This window comes from Pectobacterium peruviense, assembly GCF_002847345.1.
Lineage (GTDB): Bacteria > Pseudomonadota > Gammaproteobacteria > Enterobacterales > Enterobacteriaceae > Pectobacterium > Pectobacterium peruviense.
The window spans coordinates 16,386-42,688 of record NZ_LXFV01000002.1; the positions used below are offsets into that span (position 1 = coordinate 16,386).

Below are 26,303 nucleotides of genomic sequence, written 5' to 3' on the forward strand. Positions count from 1 at the left end.
TTTCTGCAACATAACGAACTGGTGCCTGATGAAAAAAACCAGACAGCAAGAACTGACCGCCTGGCTGAAACAGCAAAGTAAACTGGCGCAACGTTGGCTACGGCTTTCACTGCTGCTTGGATTCCTGAGCGGCGCGTTAATCGTGGCACAAGCCTGGCTGTTAGCCACTTTGCTTCATGCCTTGATCATCGATCATGCTCCACGAGAATGCCTGATCTCGCCCTTCCTCCTTCTGATCGCTACATTTATTCTACGTGCTCTCAATAGTGTGGTACGCGAGCGTGTTGGTTTTCTTTGCGGACAAGCCGTTCGGCAGCAAATTCGTAAGTTGGTACTGGATCGATTGCAACAGCTTGGCCCAGCCTGGGTACAGGGTAAACCCGCTGGCAGTTGGGCAACGATGATTCTTGAGCAGGTTGATGATATGCAGGATTATTACGCCCGCTATCTGCCGCAAATGTATCTTGCTGCACTGATCCCGCTGCTTATCTTGATCACGATCTTTCCGATCAACTGGGCAGCAGGTCTGATTCTGTTTCTGACAGCACCACTCATCCCTCTTTTTATGGCGCTGGTCGGTATGGGTGCAGCGGATGCCAACCGACGTAACTTTCTGGCGTTGGCGCGCCTAAGCGGACACTTCCTCGACCGTCTCCGCGGGATGGAAACGCTACGTCTGTTTCATCGTGGCAAGGCTGAAACCGAACAAATCCGGCAGGCTTCTGAAGATTTCCGTAGCCGCACTATGGAAGTGCTGCGCATGGCATTTCTCTCCTCGGGTGTGCTTGAATTTTTTGCCTCCATTTCGATCGCCGTTGTCGCCGTCTATTTTGGTTTCTCGTATCTCGGAGAGCTGAACTTTGGACATTATGGCATGGGCGTGACGCTCTTCGCCGGTTTTCTCGTGCTGATTCTGGCACCGGAATTCTTTCAGCCTCTACGCGATCTCGGCACGTTCTATCATGCCAAGGCCCAAGCTATTGGCGCGGCAGAATCGCTAGTGACCTTTTTGGCAGAGGAAGGCGAGACAGTCGGCTTCGGCACACACGAATTCAGCAGCGATAGCGCTATTGCCATTAGGGCAGAAGACCTGGTGGTCCTCGCACCGAATGGCACACCGTTGACTCAACCGTTGACGTTCGATATTCGCGCAGGCGAACGTATCGCGCTGGTCGGTATCAGCGGAGCAGGAAAAAGCTCACTGCTTAATGCGCTCTTGGGGTTCCTGCCTTACCGCGGTTCATTAACCGTGAATGGTCAGGCGTTGAACGCGCTTACGCCGGAATCATGGCGCAAACAGTTGAGCTGGGTTGGACAAAATCCCCATTTGCCGGAACAGACGCTGCGCAGCAATATTCTACTGGGCAACCCGCAAGCCAGTATGATTGAGCTGCAACAGGCGATTGAACGCGCTTATGTGCAAGAGTTCTTACCACAGCTTCCACAGGGGCTAGAAACCACGATCGGTGACGGAGCGGCACGTTTATCTGTCGGGCAAGCACAGCGCGTCGCCGTTGCCCGTGCGCTCATTCACCCTTGTAATTTACTGCTGCTGGATGAACCGTCAGCCAGCCTAGATGCTCATAGCGAGGAGCTCGTTATGACAGCGCTGAACGAAGCTGCACGTTCCCAGACCACTCTGCTCGTCACGCATCAGCTCACTGATATCACCGAGTATGATGCGATTTGGGTGATGGAAGGCGGTCGGTTAGTTCAACAAGGTGATTATCAAACACTCCGAGCTGAAACAGGCCCCTTCGCGGCGCTGCTGGCACAACGACAGGAGGCACTGTAATGGCTCAGGTGAAAACGATGCGGGTATTAAAACCGTTTCTGGCGCTTTATCGTCAGCACTTCTGGTATTTAAGTCTGGGTGTAGTGCTAGCGATTGCTACGCTGCTGGCCAGCATTGGCCTGCTCGCGCTATCTGGCTGGTTTCTGGCAGGTGCTTCGCTGGCTGGGATCGTCGGGCTACTGACCTTTAACTACATGCTGCCCGCCGCTGGCGTGCGGGGTGCAGCCATCGCGCGTACAGCTGGGCGCTATGGCGAAAGAGTCGTCAGCCACGATGCCACATTCCGCGTTCTGCTGCGCTTGCGTGTTTTCACATTCTCCCGCATTTTACCGCTCTCCCCCGGAGGGCTAGCACAATTTCGTCAGGCCGAGCTACTCAACCGGCTCGTAGCGGACGTTGATACGCTCGATCATCTTTATCTTCGTGTTATTTCTCCCATCATCAGCGCCTTCGCCGTCATTCTTATCGTTTGTTACGGTTTAAGCTTCATTGATAGTTCACTGGCTCTGACGCTGGGTGCCATTATGTTGGCGTTACTCCTGTGCCTGCCTGTTCTCTTTTATCGGGCGGGGAACGGCATCGGACAGGACTTGACCGCGCTGCGTGCACAATACCGCCTTCAGTTAACGACCTGGCTCCAAGGTCAGGCGGAGTTAACCGTCTTCGGTGCACTCGATCGCGTCCGTCAACAGTTGGCACTGGTGGAAATTAACTGGCTGCGTCGCCAGCGCCAACAGGCCAATCTTACTGGTCTGTCTCAGGCGGTGATGATTTTATGCAGTGGGCTGACTGTTACTCTGATTCTGTGGCTGGCAGCCGATGGCGTTGGCGGTAACCCACAGCCCGGCGCGTTGATCGCCCTCTTCGTGTTCGCTTCGCTTGCAGCCTTCGAGGCGCTGGCTCCCGTCACGGTAGCCTTCCAGCACATGGGGCAAGTTATTGCGTCCGCAGCTCGGGTCGATCAAATCATTCGTCAGCCCGTTGACGTCACATTCCCAGAACATGGTCCGGAAACCTCGCGCGCGGCTTCGCTTGAACTCTCACATGTCGGCTTCACTTATCCTGGTCAGCCACAGCCTGTGCTGCAAAATATCTCCCTTTCCATTCAACCTGGAGAGCATCTGGCGCTGTTGGGTCGTACTGGGTGTGGAAAATCGACGCTATTACAATTGCTGACTCGAGCATGGAATGCTGAATACGGGGATATTGCACTTAACGGCCACGCTCTTGCCGATTGGCGCGAAGACGATCTCCGCGCCATGATGAGCGTGGTACCACAACGCGCACATATATTCAGCGCAACGCTGCGCGATAACCTGCTGCTGGCAGCGCCGACAGCACGGGACGAAAAACTGGCCGAGGTATTACAGCAGGTCGGGTTAGAAAAACTGCTGGAAAATGAGGGGCTGAATGCCTGGCTGGGAGAAGGCGGCCGTCAGCTATCCGGTGGAGAACAGCGTCGTATCGCTTTAGCGCGCGCCTTATTACACGATGCGCCGTTAGTTCTGTTGGATGAGCCCACTGAAGGGTTGGATGCAGAAACCGAAAAACGTATCCTGCTGCTGCTCCGCCAACACTGTGCCGATAAGACCTTAATTGTCATCACTCATCGGCTATACGGTTTAGAATCGATGGATCGCATCTGCATTCTGGATGACGGTAAAGTGATCGAACAAGGCAGCCATCAGGCTTTGATGGCACAACAAGGGCGTTATTGGCAATTTCGCCAACACGTTTAAGGCAATTTCAATGAAACATAACGTTTGAAAAACATGCGCCTATATCAGTTATCGTCTCAATCACTTCAGTTTCCTGACCCGAATCATGCACTGGATGACCCCAACGGCCTGCTGGCCGTTGGCGGCGATCTCTCCGTTGCCTGGCTGAAAGCGGCTTACCGGCAAGGTATTTTCCCTTGGTTCTCCCCCGGTGAGCCTATCTTATGGTGGTCTCCGAATCCACGTGCGGTTCTGTTTCCCGGTGAACTCCATCTTAGCCGCAGCCTGAAAAAATTTCTGAAGCGCCATACTTTTCATGCCACGCTGAATCAGGCATTTGATGATGTTATTCACGCCTGCGCGCATGAACACCATGATGGCACCTGGATTACGCCAGACATAATTTCAGCTTATCGCCAGCTTCATCAGGTTGGGAAAGCACATTCCGTCGAAGTGTGGCACAATGGCGCACTGGTCGGTGGGTTATATGGTATTGAACAAGGGCGATTATTTTGTGGTGAGTCAATGTTCAGCCGCATGGATAATGCCTCAAAATACGCGCTGCTGGCGTTTCAACAGCATTTTATTCGCCACGGCGGTAATCTGATTGATTGTCAGGTGTTAAACTCCCATACGGCTTCGCTTGGCGTGAGTGAAATTCCACGAGATCATTTTCTGCAACAGCTTTCCCAATGGCAGGATATCGCTGTCGATGAGGGTTGTTGGCTACCACAAAAGCTCGCAGAACCCACTTTTTAATAGAGAAAAACGGGTAAATAACACCCCAAACGTGAACGCTTCTTTACATAATGTCGGTTTTTCGGCATTATCTTGCGGTTAAAAAATAAAGGTAGTTAGACCTAGAGGATTCGATGGCCAAAGAAGACAATATTGAAATGCAAGGCACCGTGCTTGATACGCTGCCCAACACCATGTTCCGCGTTGAATTGGAAAACGGGCACGTGGTTACCGCTCATATCTCCGGTAAAATGCGTAAAAACTATATCCGCATCCTGACGGGTGACAAAGTCACTGTAGAGTTAACCCCGTACGACCTGAGTAAAGGCCGCATTGTCTTCCGCAGCCGTTAACCGGTTAGCTCATCGCTGATACCAGCGGTATATGAGGATGTGACTCCCTCTCCAGCCCTTTCCTTCATGGCAAGGGCTTTGTTTTTTGGAAGGGCTCGTGCACGAGATGTAAAAAAGGGATGCATTAGCATCCCTTTTAGGTAACACACGGTATCGATTAATTAACGCTTTCCGCTTTCCGCTTCTGCGCACTCTGGAAGCCGTACGTCAGCTGTTGCGTCTCTTTATCCAGTTCTACCGTCACAGAGCCACCATCCACCAGCGAACCAAACAGCAGCTCGTTGGCCAGCGGTTTCTTGAGGCTTTCCTGCATCACGCGAGCCATTGGTCGGGCACCCATCGCCTTGTCGTAGCCTTTCTCTGCCAGCCAGTCACGCGCTTCATCGCTCACTTCTAGCGACACGCCTTTCGCGTCCAACTGTGCCTGGAGTTCAACAATAAACTTATCGACAACCTGCTGAATAACATCGGTCGACAGATGGTTGAACCAGATAATGCCATCCAGACGGTTGCGGAACTCCGGCGTAAACACCTTTTTGATCTCTTCCATCGCATCCGTGCTGTTGTCCTGATGGATGATACCGATGGATTTACGCTGTGTTTCCCGCACGCCCGCATTGGTGGTCATGACGACAATGACATTGCGGAAATCCGCTTTACGGCCATTGTTATCCGTCAGCGTACCGTTATCCATCACCTGCAACAGCAGATTAAAGACGTCCGGGTGCGCTTTTTCGATTTCATCCAGCAGCAGCACGGCATGAGGATGCTTGATCACCGCATCCGTCAGCAGGCCGCCCTGATCGTAGCCCACATAGCCTGGAGGTGCACCAATCAAGCGGCTGACGGTATGACGCTCCATGTATTCGGACATATCAAAGCGCAGCAGTTCAATATCCAACGCTTTTGCCAGCTGCAACGTCACTTCCGTCTTACCAACACCTGTAGGGCCTGCGAACAGGAAAGAACCTACTGGCTTGCGCTCTTGACCCAGCCCTGCACGGCTCATCTTGATAGATTCAGACAACGCTTCGATAGCCTTGTCTTGCCCAAACACCAGCATTTTCAGGCGATCGCTGAGGTTTTTCAGCACATCGCGATCGCTAGCGGAGACGGTTTTTTCTGGAATACGGGCGATGCGGGCGACAACCGATTCGATGTCACTCACGTTAACCGTTTTCTTGCGCTTGCTGACAGGCATCAAACGGCTGCGCGCACCCGCTTCATCGATCACATCGATGGCCTTATCTGGCAGATGTCGGTCATTGATATATTTCACTGCCAGCTCTACCGCTGCGCGAACCGCTTTTGACGTATAGCGAACATCATGGTGAGCCTCATACTTCGGCTTCAGGCCATTAATGATTTGTATCGTTTCTTCTACGCTAGGTTCAGTGATATCGATTTTCTGGAAACGACGCGCCAGCGCCCGATCCTTTTCGAATATATTGCTGAATTCCTGATACGTGGTGGAACCAATAACGCGGATCTTGCCGCTGGAAAGCAGCGGTTTAATCAGATTAGCCGCATCAACCTGACCACCGGACGCTGCACCAGCGCCGATAATCGTGTGGATTTCATCAATAAACAGGATGCTGTTTTTATCCTGCTCTAGCTGCTTCAACAGCGCCTTGAAGCGTTTTTCAAAGTCACCGCGGTATTTGGTACCGGCCAGCAACGCGCCGATGTCCAGTGAGTACAGGGTGCACTCCGCCATCACTTCCGGTACATCGCCCTGCACAATACGCCAGGCCAGCCCTTCGGCAATCGCGGTTTTACCGACACCGGACTCACCGACCAGCAGCGGGTTATTTTTACGGCGGCGGCACAACACCTGAATCGTGCGCTCCAGTTCTTTTTCCCGGCCAATGAGCGGGTCAATACCGCCGACGCGAGCCAGTTGATTCAGATTGGTGGTGAAGTTTTCCATACGATCTTCCCCTCCTGCCTGTTCTTCATTGACGGGACTTTCAGCGCTAGGTGCCTGATCGGATTCTTCTTTACGTGTGCCGTGAGAAATAAAGTTCACGACATCCAGACGACTAACGTCGTGCTTGCGCAGGAGGTAGGCGGCCTGAGATTCCTGTTCGCTAAAAATCGCGACCAGAACGTTGGCGCCAGACACTTCACTGCGGCCGGAAGACTGCACGTGGAAGACGGCGCGTTGTAGTACGCGCTGGAAGCTGAGCGTCGGCTGAGTTTCTCGCTCATCGTCACTCTGCGGTAATGTTGGTGTGGTCTGTTCAATGAAGGCTTCCAGCTCTTGACGCAGCGCGGCTAAATCTACCGTGCAGGCTTCCAGTGCTTCACGGGCGGCTGGATTACTGAGCAGAGCCAACAGCAGGTGCTCCACGGTCATAAACTCGTGTCGGTGCTCACGCGCTCTGGCGAAAGCCATGTTGAGACTGAGTTCCAGTTCTTGATTGAGCATAGGCACCTCTCCCAATAAATCGCCTGACTTCAGGCTTTTTCCAGCGTACAGAGCAGCGGGTGCTCGTTTTCTCTGGCATAACGATTGACTTGTACGACCTTGGTTTCAGCCACTTCAGCGCTGAATACGCCACAAATTGCTTTACCCTGATAATGCACAGTTAACATAAGCTGTGTGGCACGTTCAATATCATAAGAAAAGAACTTTTGCAGAACGTCAATAACAAATTCCATCGGGGTGTAATCATCGTTATTCAACACCACGTTATACATGGATGGCGGCTGCAATTTTTCTTTCTGTTGATCGGCGGTCAGGCTTTCCGATTGTGACCACGTACTTTTGTTTCCCATTCTCTATCCACATCATGTAACGAATATCGCGACTCGCGACATTGGTCTGTTTATTCCCAATAAATCCGAGCAGCAGGAAATGCGTGCCTGCGACTTGAAAGATGACGGGTATCTCTACATTTACAGTAGCACGTCTACTTTTTATTTTACCACCTGAGGAATGAAATGGTTCCCGGAAAGCAAAATTCAAGGCCTGCATCCGATATCTTGATTACGCAACACGATTGTTGGTTCATCAATAGCGTTATCTGCATCAAACTTTGACAAACTCCCCTTGCCACCACGCGGTGGATCGCTTGACGCCGGGATCGATTTCACTAAAGTGTACGGATGAATTGATGGGGTTTTAATCAATTCGTATTCGTAGTAACCAAATAACCACACCTTACTGAAAAGAATACTCTTGCGAAGGATGTCAATGCATGGAGACAGGTACTGTTAAATGGTTCAATAATGCCAAAGGGTTTGGTTTTATCTGTCCAGAAGGGGGCGGTGACGATATCTTCGCGCACTACTCAACGATTCAAATGGATGGCTACCGGACTCTAAAAGCCGGACAGGTTGTCAGGTTTGATGTTCATCAAGGGCCGAAAGGCAATCATGCCTGCCTGATCGTCCCGCAAATCGTCGAGGCCGTATCCTGACCCCTTCTACACCCTACACTTCTACTCAGAACACACGACGCTAAACAGTAAAAATTAATATAATGCGACAAATGCCGTTCAGCACACTGAACGGCATTTTTATTTATACTCGTCACATTCATCTAATCGGCACGTCCGCGAGCGAGCCATAGCACGCGAGAGAACATGCTGCGAATGAGTGGCGGGATCGCATCACTGCCCAGCGCCGCGGCCTCCATCGCCACTTCTATCGCCAGGTCGGGTTTGGATGAACGATGGATAGCCCTGATGATGACTTTATGCATCGATAGCGGCACTTTCTCCGGCAATTGTGCGATACGGTGATAAACCTGACTGAACCCCTCACGATACATGTAGTGCTCCATGTCCGATGCGGGCAACACCGTCAGATGATCTCGCTCACTTTCATCCTGTACCGTTAACTGACTCTTCGCCGTCGCAGCATATTTTTTCCCCGCGTCGTCACCATCAACCAACACATGCCATTCAATCCCCATACGCCGCGCGAACTTCAATAAAGGCCGGAGACCCGACTGGGCAAATTCAATCACTTTTACCCCTTCCGCCTCAAAATGATGGCCGCATTGACGCGCGAGTTCATTCAGCATCCAGACTTCGGTTTCCCCTTCCACCAGCAGCCAACAGCGAGCAAAGAGAGAAGCGGGTCGATTCAGACGAATATGAAACGCAATACGCCGACTGTCTTCCGCATTCATGCCCTGACGACCAATGCGGTACGTCGCAACCCGTGAGGATTCCCGAACCAGGCGACACACCTGCTCCATGGGCACCAGCGACAGCAGCTCTCCCGAATTGGTTGTCGTAACTTTCTGGAGCGGCAGTTGCGTCAGGAGTCCCCAGGCAACAGACAGCATAATCGGGTGCAGCCGAGTTTCTGGGTCTTCAATCAGCAAGAGCGGACGAGCGTGGGGATCCAACGCTACAGACCCTTTCGCCTGTAACAGCGTGGAGAACAGCTCTAGCAGGATAATTCGGCGACTGCGGCTGTTTGGGTCGGCAATCAGGCGGTTAATGTTGTCCAGCGATCGCCACGATTTACCGTTGTGGGTTCGCGCATGACGATGATGACGTCGATCATTACCCGTGGCGTTCTGTTCGGAAAAATAGTGCTCCAGCAGTTGCCGCATCGCCACCAAGCCCTGACGCAGCTCTTTATCCGTCAGCTTCTGCGGATTTTGCACCAGCTCACGCATCAGTTGCTCAAACTGCTGAGCCAGCTTTTCATTGCTGTTATCTAACGTCGCCGCCAGCGTCCCGGAGCGCAGACGCCGCATAAAGCGCGCATCACGCAGCCGCAACACTGGATGCAGGCGGATGATTTCTCTGGCCAGTTCGTCAATATCATCTAGCGGTATCGGATGCCCATCGGCGTCCAGAAAGCTGCGCCAGGTGAAGACTGACTGGCTTTCGTCCACTTCACCTTCCAGCCGATAAAAAACGCGGTATAGCGACTCGTTTCCCTCCACCCAAACGGGGCTAAGCGAACGATACCGAGGAGACAAATGGTGACCGGGTGCCGTCTCGCAAAAAGTGAAAATAATCTGAAGGTGCTTTTCCCGACTGTTTTCATCCCCCGGAGTGAAGTGAAAATCTTGCATATCAAAGTGATAAAGCGGCAACGTCGGTGCCAGCAGCAGCGAAAGTGCGTCCAGCAGGCTCGATTTACCCCAGGCGTTCTCCCCAATCAGCACGTTATTCTCGTCCAGTAGCAACGACAGACGATTGATTCCCCGAAACCCCAGGATTTCAATACTTTCCAGATGCATTCTTCTCTCCTGTAACGACTGCCTGCGGGTTTCTGCTGACAAGATCCCCACCGAGTAGAATATCCTGCCAGACAGCGCTTTACTCGCTCCGATAATTTGTTTAATTTTAATAGATTATCGTTTTTCTTCCCGCCAAGTGTAGCCGATGAATCCCGCGATGTTGTTAACGCACGGTTTGTGTTTCCGCCGTGTCACGCCCATCGAGGTAGAAATGAAGAAGAAAAACCTCATTGTTTGACTACGGCCACCCCTACCAATCCTAAAATACGGGTTAGCGCCGTTTTTCTCGCGTAAGGACATCAATTCTGTGATGTATTCAGGATTATTAATTATTTTATTACCGCTCATCATTGGCTATCTGGTACCACTGCGCGCCAAAAAAGCATTACAGCTGATTAACCAACTACTGAGTTGGATGGTGTACGTTATTCTGTTTTTAATGGGGATGAGTCTGGCCTTTCTGGAAGATCTCAGCAGCAATTTGTTACTGATCTTTCGCTACACCGCCGTTTTTGCATTCTGTATTGTCGCGGCAAACGGTATTGCGCTGTGGCTATGGGAAAAACGCAGCGTGTGGCACAGCAAGTTTAGGGAGGCTGCACCGCCTTCCCGACTGCGTATGATCGTTGAATCGTCCAAACTCTGCGGCGTAGTATTCGGAGGCTTTTCGCTCGGCTTAACGCAATGGTCGGGGTTCACTTACGCCAGCAAAGGCAGCGAATATGCCCTGATCTTTCTATTATTTCTGGTGGGCATTCAGTTGCGTAACAGCGGGATGACGCTACGCCAGATCGTATTAAACCGTCGCGGTCTGATTATTGCACTCATCGTGGGTATTAGCGCACTCGGTGGCGGCCTACTCGCCGCATGGATTCTGGGTCTGCCGCTGAAAACCGGTCTGGCGATGGCATCCGGCTATGGGTGGTATTCACTGTCAGGCATTCTGCTGACCGACGCCCTCGGCCCTGTCATCGGCAGTACCGCATTTTTCAACGATCTGACTCGCGAGTTGCTGGCGATTATGCTGATTCCTGCGCTGGCACAGCGCAATCGCTCGTGCGCATTAGGCCTCTGCGGCGCAACGTCGATGGATTTCACGCTACCTGTTTTACAACGCAGCGCGGGTGTCGATATCGTACCCGCTGCCATCGTACATGGTTTCTTATTAAGCCTCGCGGCGCCAATATTGATGGCATTCTTTACCTCCTAAGAACGCTAGCCTCATCGTTTTCTTCCTCGTTTATGGGCTGTGATTGAGAGTGATTTTCATTGCCCATCGCCAAACTTGCGCTAAATCAAATTTACCTAAAGTTGCATTAAAAAAGCCTTTTTACCTGCCTCGGCTGACACTATGCTTTAAACAAGCATTTAAAATGCAACTTAAAAAAGGAAGTCATTATGTTTTGTGTGCAATGTGAACAAACGATTCGTACCCCTGTTGGAAACGGCTGCTCTTACGCGCAGGGCATGTGCGGCAAAACCGCAGAAACCTCCGATCTGCAAGACCTACTGGTGGCTGTGCTACAAGGGCTTTCTGCCTGGGCGCTGAAAGCACGCGAGCTGGATATTATCGATCACGATGTCGATAGCTTTGCGCCACGCGCCTTCTTCTCTACGCTGACCAACGTTAACTTCGATTCCCAACGTATTATTGGCTACGCGCAGGAAGCTATCACACTGCGTGAGTCGCTGGCAGTTCGCTGCCGCCTGCACGATGCCACGACGACAGTAGATCACCCGATGGCCGCGCTGCAACTGGCTGGCAACGATATTCCGACCTTGCTGCAACAGGCAGAGGATTTTGCACTGGACAGCGATAAAGCCATTATCGGTGATGACGTTCACGGTTTGCGTATGCTCAACCTCTACGGCCTGAAAGGTGCGGCGGCCTACATGGAACACGCCCACGTTCTCGGTCAATATGACAACGCACTCTATGCTGAATACCATGCTTTCATGGCGTGGTTGGGCACACAGCCAGCCGATGTCGATACCTTGCTGAACAACGCGATGGGCATCGGTAAAATGAACTTCAACGTCATGGCAATCCTCGACCATGGCGAAACTGATGCTTACGGTCACCCACAGCCAACCTCCGTTAACGTGCGCCCTATTGCCGGTAAAGCCATTTTGATTTCTGGTCATGACCTGAAAGACCTGCGCATGCTGCTGGAGCAAACCGACGGCACCGGCGTGAATATTTATACGCACGGCGAGATGCTGCCTGCACACGGTTACCCAGAGCTGAAAAAATTCAAACATCTGGCAGGTAACTACGGCAGCGGTTGGCAGAATCAACAGACTGAGTTTGCCAAATTCCCTGGCGCGATCGTCATGACGTCTAACTGCATTATTGACCCAAACGTAGGCAACTACGGCGATCGCATCTGGACGCGTAGCATCGTCGGCTGGCCGGGCGTGAACCATCTGGAAGGCGACGATTTCAGCCCGGTTATCGAACAGGCACAAGGTCTGGCTGGTTTCCCATACAGCGAAATCGAACACATGATCACCGTCGGCTTTGGTCGTGAAACGCTGCTGAGCGCCGCCGATACCGTCATCGACCTGGTTGCACAGAAAAAACTGCGCCACGTCTTCCTCGTTGGCGGATGTGACGGCAGCCGTGAAGAACGTAGCTACTTCACTGACTTCACGCTGAGCGTCCCACAAGACTGTCTGATCATGACGCTGGCATGCGGTAAATACCGCTTCAACAAACTGGACTTCGGTACGCTGGAAGGTCTTCCACGTCTGCTAGATGTCGGCCAATGTAACGATGCCTACGCAGCCATTATTCTGGCCGTCAAACTGGCAGAGAAACTGGGCTGTGGCGTCAACGACCTGCCGCTGAGTCTGGTACTGTCGTGGTTTGAGCAGAAAGCGATTGTCATCCTGCTGACCCTGCTGTCCCTCGGCGTGAAGAACATCTACACCGGACCAACTGCACCGGGCTTCCTGACGGACAACCTGCTTGCCATTCTGAACGACAAATTCGGTATGCGGGCGATTACCACCGTTGAACAGGACATGAACACCATTCTGGCCGCTTGATGAATCAACGCGGACGGAGGAGCGCGTTCCTCGTCACGCAGCGTGAAGTGTCGGCATTGATGCTTCACGCTAAGCCTATCGTTTCATGGGCCGCTATTTTTACACGCTTCACCGTATCCGTTTGTTATGGAGATTGACTATGACGATGCCAGTACCACACGCTGGGCCGACACCGCTTTGTTCTAACCGCATGCAGGTGCACTCGATTACCCAGGAAACGCCGGATGTCTGGACGATATCACTGGTTAATCATGACTTTTATCCGTATCAGCCGGGTCAGTATGCGCTCGTCAGCATTGCTAACAGCGAGGAGACGCTACGGGCTTATACCATCTCTTCTTCGCCGGGCCTCAGCCGCTTCATTACCTTGACAGTAAGAAGGCTGGACGACGGCGTCGGTTCCCGCTGGCTGACTCAAACGCTGAAGGTCGGTGATTATCTCTGGCTGTCCGATACACAGGGCGAATTTACCTGCGCCAACGCGATCAGCGATCGTTACTTGATGGCAGCAGCAGGCTGCGGCGTCACGCCGATTATGTCGATGTGCCGCTGGCTTCTGGCGAATAAACCGCAAACCGATATCCACGTCATTTTCAACGTACGCAATCCACAGCAGGTGATTTTCGCCAACGAATGGCAAGATCTGGTGCAACGCTACCCGCAGCAATTACATCTGACGCTGATGGCGGAGTTTGACGCCGTGCCCGGTTTCCTCGCCGGACGCATCAGCGGCGATCTGCTCGTCGAACGCGTGCCGGATATCACCAACCGCACCGTGATGACCTGTGGCCCTGCGCCATACATGAACCAGATTGAAACGCTGAGTCAGCAGCTTGGCGTGGCGTCAAATCGCATATTTAAAGAGCAGTTCCGCCCGACTGATGAAGTCGTGGATGAAGACGCCGATCAGATCACGCTGACCATCAGCCGTCCGCTGAAGAATCTACGTGTGCCGGTGGGTATCAGCCTACTGGCTGCACTGGAGGCCAATAAGGTGCAGGTTCTCGCCGCCTGTCGCGCGGGTGTGTGCGGGAGTTGCAAAACTCGCGTGTTGTCCGGTAAATACACCACTACCAGCACCATGACACTGACGCCTGCCGAGATCGAGCAAGGCTATGTTCTGGCCTGTAGCTGCCAGCTACAAGGCAACACCGTTCTGGCCTGATATTCTCCCCCGCTTTACCCCCTTCTGCTCGGTAGCACAGCTATCGGGCAGGTAGGCCATGTTAAATTACGCCTTGTTATCGCACACTTTTCCTCACTTTCTTTCTTTTCCCCGTTATAGTAAGCCATGGTTATATTTTGCTGTGGAGCCGCTGACGCATGACATCCCCCTTAGCCCCGATCCTAATTCTGGGCGCAACTGGCTACATTGGCCGCCATTTAACCGAACGCTTGAGCAAGCAGGGCAACCGGGTGATTGCTGCTGGTCGAAATACTGAGTCCCTCGCGTCGAGGGACTGGCCGGGCGTTGACTGCCAGCAGGTTGACCTCACCAAACCAGAAAGCCTACCTGGTGGCCTGTGGGGGGCGGAAACGCTCTATTATCTGGTGCACAGCATGGGCGACGGTGCGGATTTCGTCGCCAGAGAGCGCATGGCTGCCATGAATCTTCTGCTAGCGCTGGCCTCTAGCAGCGTAAAACAGATTATCTATCTGGGATCGCTTCAGGCGAAGGATGACACCTCGCCGCATATGCTGGCGCGCCAGATCACCGGTGATGTCTTACGTAGTAGTGGTATTCCCGTCACAGAGCTGCGTGCAGGTATTATTATCGGTACCGGATCGGCAGCGTTCGAGATCATGCGCGATATGGTCTATAACCTGCCGATATTAACGCCGCCACGCTGGGTGCGCTCTAAATCGTCGCCTATTGCGCTGGAAAACCTGCTGGTTTATCTGATCGACATTGCGCATTACCCCGCGACAGAAAATCGCATCATGGATGCCGCAGGCCCCGAATACATCAGCTACCAGACGATGTTCGAGCGCTTCATTCAAATCAGCGGCAAGCGCAGATTGCTAATTCCAGTTCCCATGCCGACGCATCTAGTGTCTGTCTGGTTCTTGCATCTGGTGACATCGGTGCCCCCTTCCATCGCCCGCGCTCTGATTCAGGGGTTAAAGCACGATTTACAGGCCGATGGACGCGAACTACAGGCATTGATTCCACAAAAGCTGATGAGCTTTGATGATGCTGTGCGCCTCACGCTGCAAAGCGAAATGGAGAGCGTACAGCAGGCTGACTGGGGAGATGATACCGAGGTACGTGCACGCTGGAAGCCGAATTACGGTTTTTATCCCAAACAGGCGGGTCACACGCTTGAGACATCAGCCTCCAACCAAGCACTCTGGCAGGTTATCCAGCAGGTTGGTGGCAAAGAAGGCTATTTTTACGCCAATACGCTATGGAAAATCCGTGCCCGACTGGACGATCTTTGCGGCAACGGTGTGACTTATGGACGCCCCGAACGCCCGACGCTGGAAGTCGGCGACAAGATTGACGGCTGGAAGGTCATTTCTATCAAGCCACAGCGTCAGCTGGTGCTGCTATTCGGCATGAAAGCACCCGGGCTGGGTAAACTCAATTTTACTATCACAGACAAAGGCACTCACCGCACCATCGATGTTCGCGCCCGCTGGCACCCTTCAGGGTTTAACGGACTCGTCTACTGGTTTTTGATGATGCCCGCCCACCTGTTTATCTTCCGTGGCATGGCGGCACGTACTGCGAAACTGGCGGAGAAGAACGCAGTTTAGCGGCTGCCGTATTTTTCCAGCAGCGCATCAACGATCGCTTCACTCTGCGCATCTGGCTGACCTTGGTAGTTATCAGATCGGAAATGCATCTGGAAAGCGGCAATCACCTGCCGCTTTTCGCGTGCCGTCATCGTTTCCGGCACCGAATAGCCATAACGCGCCAGCTTTTCTAGCAGAACCGCTTCATCAACGGGCTGTAGCGGCGGACGCCCATTCAAATAGAACGTCACCCGATGCGCATCCGGCCAGGCACCAATGCCCGCTTGTGCCAACGCCTGCCAGGGGAAAAGCGGCCCAGGGTCTTGTTTCCGCTGTGGAGCAATATCACTGTGCGCCACCACATTCTGCGGTGCAATCTGATAACGTTCGACAATATCATGAGCGATTGCGGTCACGAGCTGAATCTGTGCAGCGGTGAACGGCTCCCACGTATAGCCCGTTAGCGTACGCTGATAACCTGCATTTTCGATCTCAATACCAATCGAGGAATTATTCAGTCGACTAAATCCGCGCCAGCTACTCGCTCCCGCATGCCATGCGGCCTGAGATTCAGGCACCAGTTGCCAGGCAAGCGGCTTGCCGTGCTGCAACGGCGGATGTGCCGGAATAAGGTAATGGGCGCTGACGTGATCGTCCGTCAAGATATTCAGCGAGGTGGCAAAATCTTCCGCCGTGTAGTGAATCACCAAAAAACGAATACGGGACTCCTGCGCCCGAGACTGCAATGCAGTCTCAAGCACATAATTATTCTGTTCCTGCAACGAGGGAGAAGCCTGACAACCCGCCAACAGCCCCAACGCTATGCAGACCATCCATTTCAACATCGTTATTCCACTGTTATGTGCCTTTTTCGCCATATCGCTTGACCCTCTATAGAGGCAACTCTCCTTACTAGCGGCGAACCTTCACTGCGGTGCCACTGACGGTCACCATCAGCATGCTGCCATCCTTCCCGACGGTTTCATAATCAAGATCAATGCCTACAATCGCATTCGCACCTAAATCATCAGCTTGTTCTTGCAGCTCTTTGAATGCAATCTGCCGTGCCTTACGCAACTCTTTCTCATAGGCACCGGAACGGCCGCCGACCACATCGCGGATACTGGCGAAAAAGTCACGGAAGATGTTCGCGCCCAGGATAGCTTCGCCGGTCACGACGCCACAATATTCAGTAATGGTGAAGCCTTCCAGATTGGGCGTGGTGGATAATTGCATTCGTTTCTCCTAAAGCAGGCCTCAAGCCGTAAACCACTATTTTGTGCTATTATTTAACCAATAAATCGCTTATTGGCAAATTTTAACCCACGGTGATTGCATAACTATTCTGCCAACGTTAACATTCGCCGCATCAATGTCTATTCAATTATTACGCATGAGTATTCAACTAAACGGCATTAACTGTTTCTACGGCACATACCAGGCGCTATTTGATATCACCCTTGATTGTCCTGCGGGTGAAACGCTGGTGCTTCTTGGTCCTAGCGGGGCAGGAAAGAGTTCGCTGATACGCGTTCTCAACCTGCTCGAAATGCCGCGCTCAGGCACACTTTCCATCGCTGGTAATCAGTTTGATTTTCAGCGCACGCCATCCGACAACGCGATACGTGAACTGCGTCAGAACGTTGGGATGGTCTTCCAGCAATATAATTTATGGCCGCATCTGACCGTGGTGCAAAACCTTATAGAAGCGCCCTGCCGCGTGCTGGGGCTGAGTAAGGAAGAAGCGAAAGCGCGTGCAGACAAGCTGCTGACTCGCCTGCGTCTCAATGATTTTTCCGATCGCTTTCCTCTCCATCTTTCTGGTGGGCAGCAGCAGCGCGTGGCGATTGCTCGTGCGCTGATGATGGAACCTCAGGTCTTGCTGTTTGATGAACCGACTGCCGCATTAGATCCAGAGATTACCGCTCAGGTCGTCAACATCATCCGTGAATTGGCGCAAACTGGCATTACGCAGGTGATCGTAACCCACGAAGTCGAGTTCGCCCGTAAAACGGCCAGCCGAGTGGTTTATATGGAAAACGGCCGCATCGTTGAACAAGGAGATGCGACGCACTTTGCTCAGCCGCAAACGCCTGAGTTCGCTGGTTATTTATCACATTGATTACTATCAGGAAAATGACAATGAAAAAATTGATTGTTGCAGCCTTATTCGCTGTGGGTGCCGCCTCTGCTAACGCCGCGGATACCATCCGTTTCGCGACAGAAGCCTCCTATCCTCCGTTTGAATTTGTTGATGCCAATAACCAGATTCAGGGCTTTGATATCGATCTGGCTAACGCATTGTGCAAAGAAATGCAGGCAAACTGCACGTTCAGCAATCAGGCTTTCGACAGTCTGATCCCTGGTCTGAAATTCCGTCGTTTTGAAGCCGTCATCGCGGGAATGGATATTACCCCAGAGCGCCAGCAGCAGGTGTCATTCTCCCAGCCTTACTATGATAACGCTGCCTTGTTTATCGCCCAGAAAGGGAAAGTCGCCGATGTCGCTGCACTGAAAGGCAAACGTGTAGGGATGCAGAATGGTAGTACCCACCAGAAATACCTGCTGGAAAAACATCCTGAAATTACCGCCGTACCTTACGACAGCTACCAGAATGCGGTGCTGGACCTGAAAAGTGGCCGTCTGGATGCCGTATTCGGTGACACTGCAGTGGTTAACGAATGGCTGAAGCAAAACGATACGCTGGCCTCCGTCGGTGAAAGCGTAACGGATAAAGGTTACTTCGGTGTCGGTCTAGGCATCGCGGTACGCCAGAATAACGATGAGCTGTTGAAAAAATTCAACGATGCGCTCAGCAAAATCAAGCAGGATGGTACTTACGAGACCATCTACAAAAAATGGTTCCAGCAGTAATCTGACGCTCAATGATTGAATTTCAACCTCTTGCAAGCGCCGCCGGGATGACCGTCGGCCTTGCCGTTTGTGCACTGGTGCTCGGCCTCGCGCTGGCTATGCTGTTTGCCGTTTGGGAAACCGTTCGCTGGAAAGCCGTTAGCTGGACAGGTACAGCGGTAGTCACACTCTTGCGCGGTCTGCCAGAAATTCTGGTGGTGCTGTTTATCTATTTCGGCTCCTCCCAACTGCTGATGATGCTGGCGGATGGCTTTACTCTGAATCTTTTCATTGTGCAGATTCCGGTAAAACTGGACATCGGCATGTTTGAAATCAGTCCCTTCCTGTGTGGCGTGATTGCGCTGGCGCTGCTGTATGCGGCCTACGCATCCCAAACGCTGCGCGGCGCGCTGAAAGCCGTACCGCAAGGACAATGGGAATCAGGACAAGCGTTGGGGCTCAGCAAATCTGCGATCTTTTTCCGTTTGATTATGCCGCAGATGTGGCGTCACGCGCTGCCGGGATTAGGTAATCAGTGGCTGGTATTACTGAAAGATACCGCGCTGGTTTCCCTAATTAGCGTTAACGATTTGATGCTGCAAACCAAAAGCATTGCTACACGGACGCAGGAGCCCTTTACCTGGTATGTCGTCGCAGCAGCAATCTATTTGGTTATCACGCTATTAAGTCAGTATGTGCTGAAACGCATTGATCTGCACACCACGCGTTTTGAGCGGAGACCTTCCTGATGCTCGCTTATTTACCTGAGCTATTAAAAGGTCTGCATACCAGTCTGACATTGACCGCCGTCTCGATTGTCGTGGCGCTGGTGCTGTCACTGCTGCTGACTGTCGTGCTGACGCTAAAAACGCCTGTCGTATCACTGTTGGCGAAAGGCTACATTACGCTGTTTACCGGTACGCCGCTGCTGGTGCAAATCTTCCTGATTTACTACGGCCCCGGGCAATTTACCTCTATCCAGCAAATCCCCTGGCTGTGGAGCTTGCTGTCACAACCGTGGCTATGCGCGATGGTAGCGCTGGCACTCAATAGCGCGGCGTATACCACACAGCTTTTCTACGGTGCAGTAAAAGCCATTCCTGCTGGACAGTGGCAATCCTGCGCGGCTCTGGGAATGAATCAGAAGCAGACATTACGCATTTTGCTGCCGTTCGCGTTTAAACGTGCGCTGTCTTCTTATTCAAACGAAGTAGTGCTGGTATTTAAGAGCACGTCGCTGGCTTATACCATCACGCTGATGGAAGTCATGGGTTACAGTCAACTGATGTATGGCCGGACATATGATGTGATGGTGTTTGGCGCGGCTGGAATTATCTATCTGTGCGTCAATGGGTTACTGACATTATTGATGCGCTGGGTTGAACGTCGTTCACTGGTATTCGAACGCCGTAACTGATCCTTAACGCACTTACCGACTTAGAAAGCAGGCTTTTATAGCCTGCTTTTTTATGGCGTGCCATCCCTGGCCGCTACCCTTAGGGCCGTTGCTGACAGAACGTTAAAAATTTCTCCCAGAAATTTTTTATTGTCTGCTGATGTAAAAACATGCAATAAATCGATTTATTAATCATTTTAATTGCATACAAATTCAATAGCTGGCATGGTAATCGCCATGACGTCGGAACCCTCCGCACATATATTCATACCCTAAATAATTCGAGTTTCAGGAAGGCGGCAAGAGAAGGAATCCCGATGAGCTTACATAAGTAAGTGATTCGGGTGAGTGAACGCAGCCAACGCACATGCAACTTGAAGTATGACGGGTATGCACTATAAGAAAAACAGACAGGAGTAAGTAATGAAAAAGTTAGTGCTCGCCACGTTACTGGCAGGAATCGCCTTCAGCGCCACCGCAGCAGACACCATCCGTTTTGCATCATCAGCCACCTACCCGCCATTTGAGTCACTGGATGCCAGCAACGAAATTGTCGGTTTCGATATGGATTTGGCGAAAGCACTGTGTAAACAAATGCAAGCCACCTGTACGTTCACCAATCAGGCGTTTGACAGCCTGATCCCTGCGTTGAAATTCCGTCGCTATGACGCAGTGATTTCCGGTATGGATATCACTCCGGAGCGCAGCAAGCAGGTCGCTTTCACGCAGCCTTACTATGCCAACTCAGCCGTGATTATCGTGCAAAAAGGGAAATTCAGTGACTTTGCCGCGATGAAAGGCAAACGTATCGGTATGGAAAATGGCACGACACACCAGAAATACATGCACGATAAGCACACGGAAGTACAAACCGTCTCTTATGACAGCTATCAGAACGCAGTGCTGGATCTCAAGAATGGCCGTATCGACGGCGTATTCGGCGATACCGCTGTCGTCAACGAGTGGATTAAGACGAACCCAGAACTGGCGACAGTTGGTGAACATGTGACTGACGCTGAATACTTCGGCACCGGGTTAGGTATCGCCGTTCGTCCCGATGACAAGGCGCTGCTGGAAAAACTGAACAAAGCGCTGGATGCCATCAAAGCCGACGGCACGTACAAAACCATCAATGACAAGTGGTTCCCGCAATAAGGTTCGCTTCACTTAGCGCGGTGTGATGCACCGCGTTAATGCGTAGAGAACGAACACAGAGCGGTGATAATGGGTAGATCGTAAAGACGCTGTGAATACATCCCTGTACGCTCGAGTTGCGCCATCCATGGCGCAAACGCTTTACTCTTCTATCCCATTATCACCGTTCTCGTTCTGCAAATGGTTTTACCAAAAAATCTAATACGGTCTTAAGGCTCACATTATCAAACGGCTCTACGGTTCAATTTTTTACGCCAGGTAGAGCATAACTCCACAAAGAACACAGATGACCTAAATTTTCTCTATGTCATCACGCTTCAATAACGTCAGTACTTCGTAGTGCGCCGTGTGCGGGAACATGTCGAACAGCTGTACACGCAGCGCGCGGTAGTTCGACAGTTCAGTCATGTCTTTTGCCATGCTTTCAGCGTTGCAGCTGGAATAGAGAATATAGTCCGGTGCCATCAGGCTCAGGTAGGCGCACAGTTCACTGCCGATACCGCGACGCGGCGGGTTAACCAGCACCAGATCGGGTATTTCTGATTTTGCCGTCGCGAACTGCGTTGAATCCAGCGCCTGAAACTCCACCTGTTTTAGCCCCAGCTGTTCTGCGGAGCGACGCGCGCAGGCTATCGCCTCGGCGCTGATTTCAATGCCTGTCAAACGCATGTCGGGTGATGCGCAGTGCAGGCCAAAACCCCCAACGCCGCAAAACAGATCCCACATGCTGGTAATCTTCAGTTCTGCCACCCAGTCGCGCGCCGTCGCATACAGCGCAGCCGCTACCTGTGGGTTAGTCTGGAAAAAGCTTTGCGGACGGATATACAACGGCACCTGATTGAACTGCTCTGCCAGCGCCGCAGCATCACTCAGGATAATCTCCGTTTTCCCTTCCATAATCGCCTGATGCACGGGCTGGATGTTAGCGGATATCACCTCAAGCTGGGGCAACTGCTGTTGTAGCCAAGGCAATGCGGCACGCAACTGCGCCAGCTTCGTTTCCGAGCGTAAGACAAAGCGCAGCATGAACGTACCGCGCTGCGTACTCTCAGTCAGCAGTAAGTATTTCAGTTCCCCACGGCGTCGAGCCACGTTATAAGGCGTCAGCCCCGCACGGGCGATAAAGACTTTAAGCACATCGAAAACTGGCGCGAAGCTGGTCGGATAAAGTGGGCAATCACAGAGATCCACCGCAGTTCCATCACGGTGTAACATCCCCAATAGCGGACATTCCACGCTGCCGCTCACCACCATTTTGGCTTTATTACGAAATGCAGTCTGCGCAGAAGGTTGCACCGATATCCAGCGCTGCACGGCGTGCGGTTGCAGCAAGCCTTCAAGGTGCTGCTGCTTATCAGACAATTGCTGTGGGTAGGCTTTTTCCAGCCATTGGCAGGAACGACAGGTTCCCGTGTTGTAGCGGGCACAATGCATAAAAATCTAACTATTAAAATAATACAGAATGAGAGGATTATATCACCCTGACGGCGTCAGCCCGCGAACTTTCCGCTTGTTCATGGGCGACACCAGAAGCCGATTGGCTCAGGAGATAGAAATGTCTATTTCTGGCGCAGAAAAAAGCGCTTACTGCGCCGTGGCAGAAACAGTAAAACAATCACCAGAAGATCTGGGATTTTTTGTAGCAGGAGTTGATGCAGTACAGCGGCGTTGTTCTCTCCTGAAATATGGAATATCGCTGGCATAAATTCACTTAGCGACGCCAGCAGGAGATAACACACAACGATGCCCTGACAGGCTATATAGCCCCAACGCCCCCAGTTCACTCCGGCCAAAACGGCAAAGCCACAGCGGATCTCAATGCCGACAATAACGAGCGATAACAGTAACACCAGCGTCGAATCCCAGGCTTCCGCGTTGCTACCAATCCAGCCGCTTAAATCGCTGAGCCCTAACTCCCACACTAGCAGCAAAATCCCCAAAAAACGGGTAGCTATAATAGCAATCCCCGCCACCATAACTGGCACCGGGGCATAAACTTTGCGTTGTGTCATTTCCTTCTTCGTGTACAGAATTTCAACGCTCTCCCTTCATGCGGTATTTATCCGCCAAAAATACAGCACCACGATAAAATTCGATGCCAATATAAAACGTGATACGGATATAAAACTTGATAGTCATATAAAACAACAACGCCCCCATCCTCTGGCGGCGTTGCTGGAAATCTTCGCTAGGCTAACAAATTACGATGAGAAATCGAATCAGCCACGTCTCGCTTTTTGCATATCGCGATAACGCTGCTTCTCTGCTCTCGCCATAAACCACCAGGCGATAAACCCAATAATACCAACGACTAACAATATCAGGGAAGCCAATGCGTTAATTTGTGGATTAACGCCCATTCTGACGCTGGAGAACACCAGCATTGGCAGCGTTGTCGATCCCGGCCCCGCCACGAAACTGGCGATAACCAGATCGTCCAGCGACAGCGTAAACGCCAGCAGCCAGCCTGAAAGCAGCGCAGGGGCAATCATCGGCACCGTGATAATGAAGAAAACTTTGAGCGGGTTTGCACCCAGATCCATCGCGGCTTCTTCAATCGAACGGTCCAGTTCACGCAGACGCGCGCTAATCACCACGGTGACATACGCAGTACAGAACGTGACGTGTGCCAGCCAGATGGTGAACATCCCTCTTTCCGCTGGCCAGCCAATGGCATGCCCTAATGCCACAAAGAGCAACAGCAGCGACAGACCAGTAATCACATCCGGCATCACCAGCGGTGCCGTCAGCATAAACGCAAACCCATTAGCGCCACGGAAGCGGCCAAAACGCACCATCACCACGGCGGCGATCGTTCCGAGAATCACGGCCATTGTCGCCGAGGCAGCCGCAATCGTCAGGCTCAGAAGCACCGCACTGATCATCGCCGTATTGTGGAACAGCTCGACATACCAGCGCGTCGACCACCCCGCCCATACGGTAACCAGCTTGGAGCTGTTGAACGAATAGATTACCAACATCAGCATCGGCGCATAGAGGAACGTAAAGCACAGCACCAAAATCACAATACGCCACGGTGAGCGAACAACAGGTAAATTATTCACGCTTCGCCCTCCGCGGTTTTGCTCTGATGTTTGTGGAACCACATAATCGGCATAATCAACAGCAGCAGCATGACGATGGCGACAGCGGATGCCACTGGCCAATCGCGATTATTGAAGAATTCCTGCCACAGAATACGGCCAATCATGATGCTGTCCGGCCCGCCAAGCAGTTCTGGAATCACGTATTCCCCCACCGCGGGGATGAATACCAACATCGAGCCCGCAATTATTCCGCCTTTCGTTAACGGGACGATCACGCTGAAGAAGGTTCTTAACGGCCGCGCACCCAGATCCAACGAGGCTTCCACCAGCGAATAGTCCAGCCGCGTCAGCGCGGTATAGATAGGCAACACCATAAACGGCAGATAGGAATAGACGACGCCGATATAAACCGCCAGATTGGTATGCAGAATGATCAGCGGTTCATCAATCACGCCCAGCCACAGCAGGAAATTATTCAGGATACCGTTATTTTTCAGTATCCCCATCCAGGCATAAACGCGAATCAGAAATGACGTCCATGACGGCAGAATCACCAGCAATAGCAGGATATTACGCGTTGAGGGTTTACTGTGCGCCACCGCCCAGGCTAGCGGATAGCCAATAAACAAGCAGCACAGCGTCGACACCGCAGCAACCTGAAGCGATTGCATATAGGCATCGAAATATAGCGGATCATCTAACAAATGCAGGTAGTTCCCAAGATTCAGGGAAATATCCAGCTTGTCGTCCATCCAGGAAACCAGATCGGTATAGGGCGGAATAGCCCGCGCCATCTCAGCAAAACTGATTTTAAATACGATCAGGAACGGCAGCATGAATAGCAGCAGCAGCCACAGATACGGCAGCGCAATAACCAGCTTGCGCCCATGTTTTTGACGCCAACGCGCCATCAACACTCGCAGCCAGAGTTTGGCCTTGCCCGGTGGTTCCGCCGTGTGATGTTCAGGAAATAAAGTCATGGCATTCTTCCTCGTTACACCGTCAGAACCACACAGCTATCCGCATCCCAACACAGCCGAACCTCATCTCCCCAGGTCGGTGTGCCTTTGCGATAGCGGTAGGCATTTTGTAACTGCGCGCTGATAGTTTGCCCGCTATTGAGCCTGACGTGGTAAATCGACAAATCGCCCAGATAAGCGATGTGCACAACTTCGCCCACCGCGAAATTACAGCCGTCAGCCGGAACCTCTTCGCACAGCATGATTTTTTCAGGGCGCAACGCGATGTAAACCGGAACGCCATCAACCACCGAGACATCCGAATCGACTTTCAGCGAGTGCACCAGCCCAGGGCTTTTGATGATCAGTGCATCGTCCTGACGTTCCTGCAATATCCCTTCAAACATATTGACCGAGCCGATAAATTCCGCGCTGAAACGCGTATTCGGGTGCTCATAAATCTCTTCAGGCTCGCCAATCTGTACGAACTTGCCGCGATTCATGATGGCAATACGACCAGCCATAGTCATGGCTTCCTCCTGATCGTGCGTCACCATCACACAGGTCGCCCCCACGCGCTCCAGAATATCGACCACTTCAAGCTGCATGCGGTCGCGTAATTTTTTGTCCAGTGCCCCCATCGGCTCGTCTAACAGCAACAGCTTTGGACGCTTCGCCAGACTACGTGCCAACGCAACACGCTGACGCTGACCGCCGGAAAGTTGATGCGGTTTACGATTGGCGAACTCCTGCATGTGCACCAGCGATAGCATCTCTTCCACGCGATCTTTGATTTCTGCACGCGGTAACTTGTCCTGTTTCAAACCAAACGCGATATTCTTTTCCACCGTCATGTGTGGGAACAGCGCGTAAGACTGAAACATCATATTGATGGGACGCTGGTAAGGCGGCACCAATGACAAATCCTGACCATCCAGAACAATCTGCCCCTGCGTGGGGAGCTCAAAACCTGCCAGCATGCGCAGCAGCGTGGATTTCCCACAACCGGATGCACCCAGCAGAGCAAAAATTTCGCCTTTATAAATCGTCAGGCTGACATCATCGACGGCGGCCTGACCATCGAACGACTTCGTCAGGTTACGTACTTCCAGCAGCGGCGTGGCCGCTTTTTGAGGTTTTGATTGAGGGCGGGGGATTGCGTCATTCACTTCGCATTGCTCTCCGGCAAAAGCAGAACAAGTCACACCGCTGATGTTGCCAGTAGGCACTTTTACATTCAGCGGTGTGACACAATATAGAGCGCGAACAGGCGGTATCTCCGCCTGT

Annotated in this window: 24 protein-coding genes; 14 read left to right on the top strand and 10 right to left on the bottom strand. The window is 52.2% G+C overall.

What is annotated here, in order from left to right; genetic code table 11:
• Positions 1-28 precede the first annotated feature (28 nt).
• The 4 genes from cydD (at position 29) to infA (ending at position 4,604) form a co-directional block, all read left to right on the top strand.
• A complete protein-coding gene (gene cydD, locus A0G03_RS02765; RefSeq protein WP_048260633.1) occupies positions 29-1,795 on the top strand; it encodes a heme ABC transporter permease/ATP-binding protein CydD in 1,767 nt (588 codons plus the stop codon).
• Positions 1,795-3,534 carry a heme ABC transporter ATP-binding protein/permease CydC gene (cydC, locus tag A0G03_RS02770; RefSeq protein WP_048260634.1) on the top strand — a complete coding sequence of 580 codons (1,740 nt, stop codon included), beginning with the start codon at positions 1,795-1,797 and terminating at the stop codon, positions 3,532-3,534. Before cydD ends, cydC begins: the two co-directional genes overlap by 1 nt.
• A 33-nt stretch (positions 3,535-3,567) precedes the next feature.
• Entirely contained in the window at positions 3,568-4,272 is a 705-nt protein-coding gene (aat, locus tag A0G03_RS02775; RefSeq protein ID WP_048260635.1) for a leucyl/phenylalanyl-tRNA--protein transferase, read from the top strand.
• A 113-nt stretch (positions 4,273-4,385) separates the two neighbouring features.
• Entirely contained in the window at positions 4,386-4,604 is a 219-nt protein-coding gene (infA, locus tag A0G03_RS02780; protein ID WP_002211347.1) for a translation initiation factor IF-1, read from the top strand.
• Positions 4,605-4,761: 157 nt separating this feature from the next.
• Here infA and clpA read toward each other — a convergent pair whose 3' ends face one another.
• Both clpA and clpS read right to left on the bottom strand, forming a co-directional pair.
• On the bottom strand, positions 4,762-7,035 hold the full coding sequence (gene clpA, locus A0G03_RS02785) for an ATP-dependent Clp protease ATP-binding subunit ClpA (protein WP_048260637.1): 2,274 nt from the start codon (positions 7,033-7,035) through the stop codon (positions 4,762-4,764).
• A 29-nt stretch (positions 7,036-7,064) separates the two neighbouring features.
• Positions 7,065-7,385 (bottom strand): ATP-dependent Clp protease adapter ClpS, encoded by a 321-nt coding sequence (gene clpS, locus A0G03_RS02790; protein WP_048260639.1) that lies wholly within the window; start codon positions 7,383-7,385, stop codon positions 7,065-7,067.
• 422 nt (positions 7,386-7,807) lie between these two features.
• On the opposite strand from clpS, the gene cspD reads away from it, so the two are divergent.
• A complete protein-coding gene (gene cspD / locus A0G03_RS02800; RefSeq protein ID WP_039300708.1) occupies positions 7,808-8,029 on the top strand; it encodes a cold shock-like protein CspD in 222 nt (73 codons plus the stop codon).
• A gap of 122 nt (positions 8,030-8,151) precedes the next feature.
• On the opposite strand, the gene A0G03_RS02805 is transcribed toward cspD, so the two are convergent.
• The gene (locus tag A0G03_RS02805) at positions 8,152-9,816 is read right to left on the bottom strand and encodes an ATP-dependent endonuclease (RefSeq protein WP_048260641.1); all 1,665 of its coding nucleotides are present in this window, start codon (positions 9,814-9,816) and stop codon (positions 8,152-8,154) included.
• A 310-nt stretch (positions 9,817-10,126) separates the two neighbouring features.
• Here A0G03_RS02805 and A0G03_RS02810 point away from each other — a divergent pair, with 310 nt between their 5' ends.
• The 4 genes from A0G03_RS02810 to A0G03_RS02825 all read left to right on the top strand — a co-directional run bounded on the left by A0G03_RS02810 (position 10,127) and on the right by A0G03_RS02825 (position 15,627).
• Positions 10,127-11,026, top strand: coding sequence for a LysO family transporter (locus A0G03_RS02810; protein WP_048260643.1), 900 nt, complete (start codon positions 10,127-10,129; stop codon positions 11,024-11,026).
• A gap of 188 nt (positions 11,027-11,214) precedes the next feature.
• The gene (gene hcp / locus A0G03_RS02815) at positions 11,215-12,867 is read left to right on the top strand and encodes a hydroxylamine reductase (protein WP_048260645.1); all 1,653 of its coding nucleotides are present in this window, start codon (positions 11,215-11,217) and stop codon (positions 12,865-12,867) included.
• A gap of 139 nt (positions 12,868-13,006) precedes the next feature.
• On the top strand, positions 13,007-14,032 hold the full coding sequence (gene hcr, locus A0G03_RS02820; RefSeq protein ID WP_048260647.1) for an NADH oxidoreductase: 1,026 nt from the start codon (positions 13,007-13,009) through the stop codon (positions 14,030-14,032).
• Between the two features lie 158 nt (positions 14,033-14,190).
• Positions 14,191-15,627, top strand: coding sequence for a DUF2867 domain-containing protein (locus A0G03_RS02825; protein ID WP_048260650.1), 1,437 nt, complete (start codon positions 14,191-14,193; stop codon positions 15,625-15,627).
• Here A0G03_RS02825 and A0G03_RS02830 read toward each other — a convergent pair.
• Positions 15,624-16,451, bottom strand: coding sequence for an N-acetylmuramoyl-L-alanine amidase (locus A0G03_RS02830; protein ID WP_048261129.1), 828 nt, complete (start codon positions 16,449-16,451; stop codon positions 15,624-15,626). The genes A0G03_RS02825 and A0G03_RS02830 overlap by 4 nt on opposite strands.
• A gap of 67 nt (positions 16,452-16,518) precedes the next feature.
• A complete protein-coding gene (locus A0G03_RS02835; protein WP_048260651.1) occupies positions 16,519-16,842 on the bottom strand; it encodes a heavy metal-binding domain-containing protein in 324 nt (107 codons plus the stop codon).
• Positions 16,843-16,999: 157 nt separating this feature from the next.
• Between A0G03_RS02835 and artP the strand changes: the two genes are divergently transcribed.
• The 5 genes from artP (at position 17,000) to artJ (A0G03_RS02860) (ending at position 21,010) form a co-directional block, all read left to right on the top strand.
• Positions 17,000-17,728, top strand: coding sequence for an arginine ABC transporter ATP-binding protein ArtP (gene artP / locus A0G03_RS02840; protein ID WP_167389290.1), 729 nt, complete (start codon positions 17,000-17,002; stop codon positions 17,726-17,728).
• A 20-nt stretch (positions 17,729-17,748) separates the two neighbouring features.
• Positions 17,749-18,480, top strand: coding sequence for an arginine ABC transporter substrate-binding protein (gene artJ / locus A0G03_RS02845; RefSeq protein ID WP_048260653.1), 732 nt, complete (start codon positions 17,749-17,751; stop codon positions 18,478-18,480).
• 11 nt (positions 18,481-18,491) lie between these two features.
• Positions 18,492-19,208, top strand: a complete 717-nt coding sequence (gene artQ, locus A0G03_RS02850) for an arginine ABC transporter permease ArtQ (protein WP_048260654.1) — start codon at positions 18,492-18,494, stop codon at positions 19,206-19,208.
• Positions 19,208-19,876, top strand: coding sequence for an arginine ABC transporter permease ArtM (gene artM / locus A0G03_RS02855; protein WP_048260655.1), 669 nt, complete (start codon positions 19,208-19,210; stop codon positions 19,874-19,876). The genes artQ and artM overlap by 1 nt, the downstream gene beginning before the upstream one ends.
• A gap of 402 nt (positions 19,877-20,278) precedes the next feature.
• Positions 20,279-21,010: an arginine ABC transporter substrate-binding protein gene (gene artJ, locus A0G03_RS02860; protein WP_048260656.1), complete on the top strand. Its 732-nt coding sequence runs from the start codon at positions 20,279-20,281 to the stop codon at positions 21,008-21,010.
• Positions 21,011-21,301: 291 nt separating this feature from the next.
• Here artJ (A0G03_RS02860) and rlmC read toward each other — a convergent pair whose 3' ends face one another.
• The 5 genes from rlmC to potG all read right to left on the bottom strand — a co-directional run bounded on the left by rlmC (position 21,302) and on the right by potG (position 26,185).
• Positions 21,302-22,444: a 23S rRNA (uracil(747)-C(5))-methyltransferase RlmC gene (gene rlmC / locus A0G03_RS02865; protein ID WP_048260657.1), complete on the bottom strand. Its 1,143-nt coding sequence runs from the start codon at positions 22,442-22,444 to the stop codon at positions 21,302-21,304.
• 125 nt (positions 22,445-22,569) lie between these two features.
• On the bottom strand, positions 22,570-23,022 hold the full coding sequence (locus A0G03_RS02870) for a YbjO family protein (protein WP_048260658.1): 453 nt from the start codon (positions 23,020-23,022) through the stop codon (positions 22,570-22,572).
• A 207-nt stretch (positions 23,023-23,229) separates the two neighbouring features.
• The gene (gene potI / locus A0G03_RS02875; protein WP_039300752.1) at positions 23,230-24,075 is read right to left on the bottom strand and encodes a putrescine ABC transporter permease PotI; all 846 of its coding nucleotides are present in this window, start codon (positions 24,073-24,075) and stop codon (positions 23,230-23,232) included.
• On the bottom strand, positions 24,072-25,037 hold the full coding sequence (gene potH, locus A0G03_RS02880; RefSeq protein WP_048260659.1) for a putrescine ABC transporter permease PotH: 966 nt from the start codon (positions 25,035-25,037) through the stop codon (positions 24,072-24,074). Before potH ends, potI begins: the two co-directional genes overlap by 4 nt.
• Before the next feature lie 14 nt (positions 25,038-25,051).
• Complete coding sequence (gene potG / locus A0G03_RS02885) at positions 25,052-26,185, bottom strand: putrescine ABC transporter ATP-binding subunit PotG (protein WP_011094218.1); 1,134 nt, start codon at positions 26,183-26,185, stop codon at positions 25,052-25,054.
• Between the last annotated feature and the right edge of the window lie 118 nt (positions 26,186-26,303).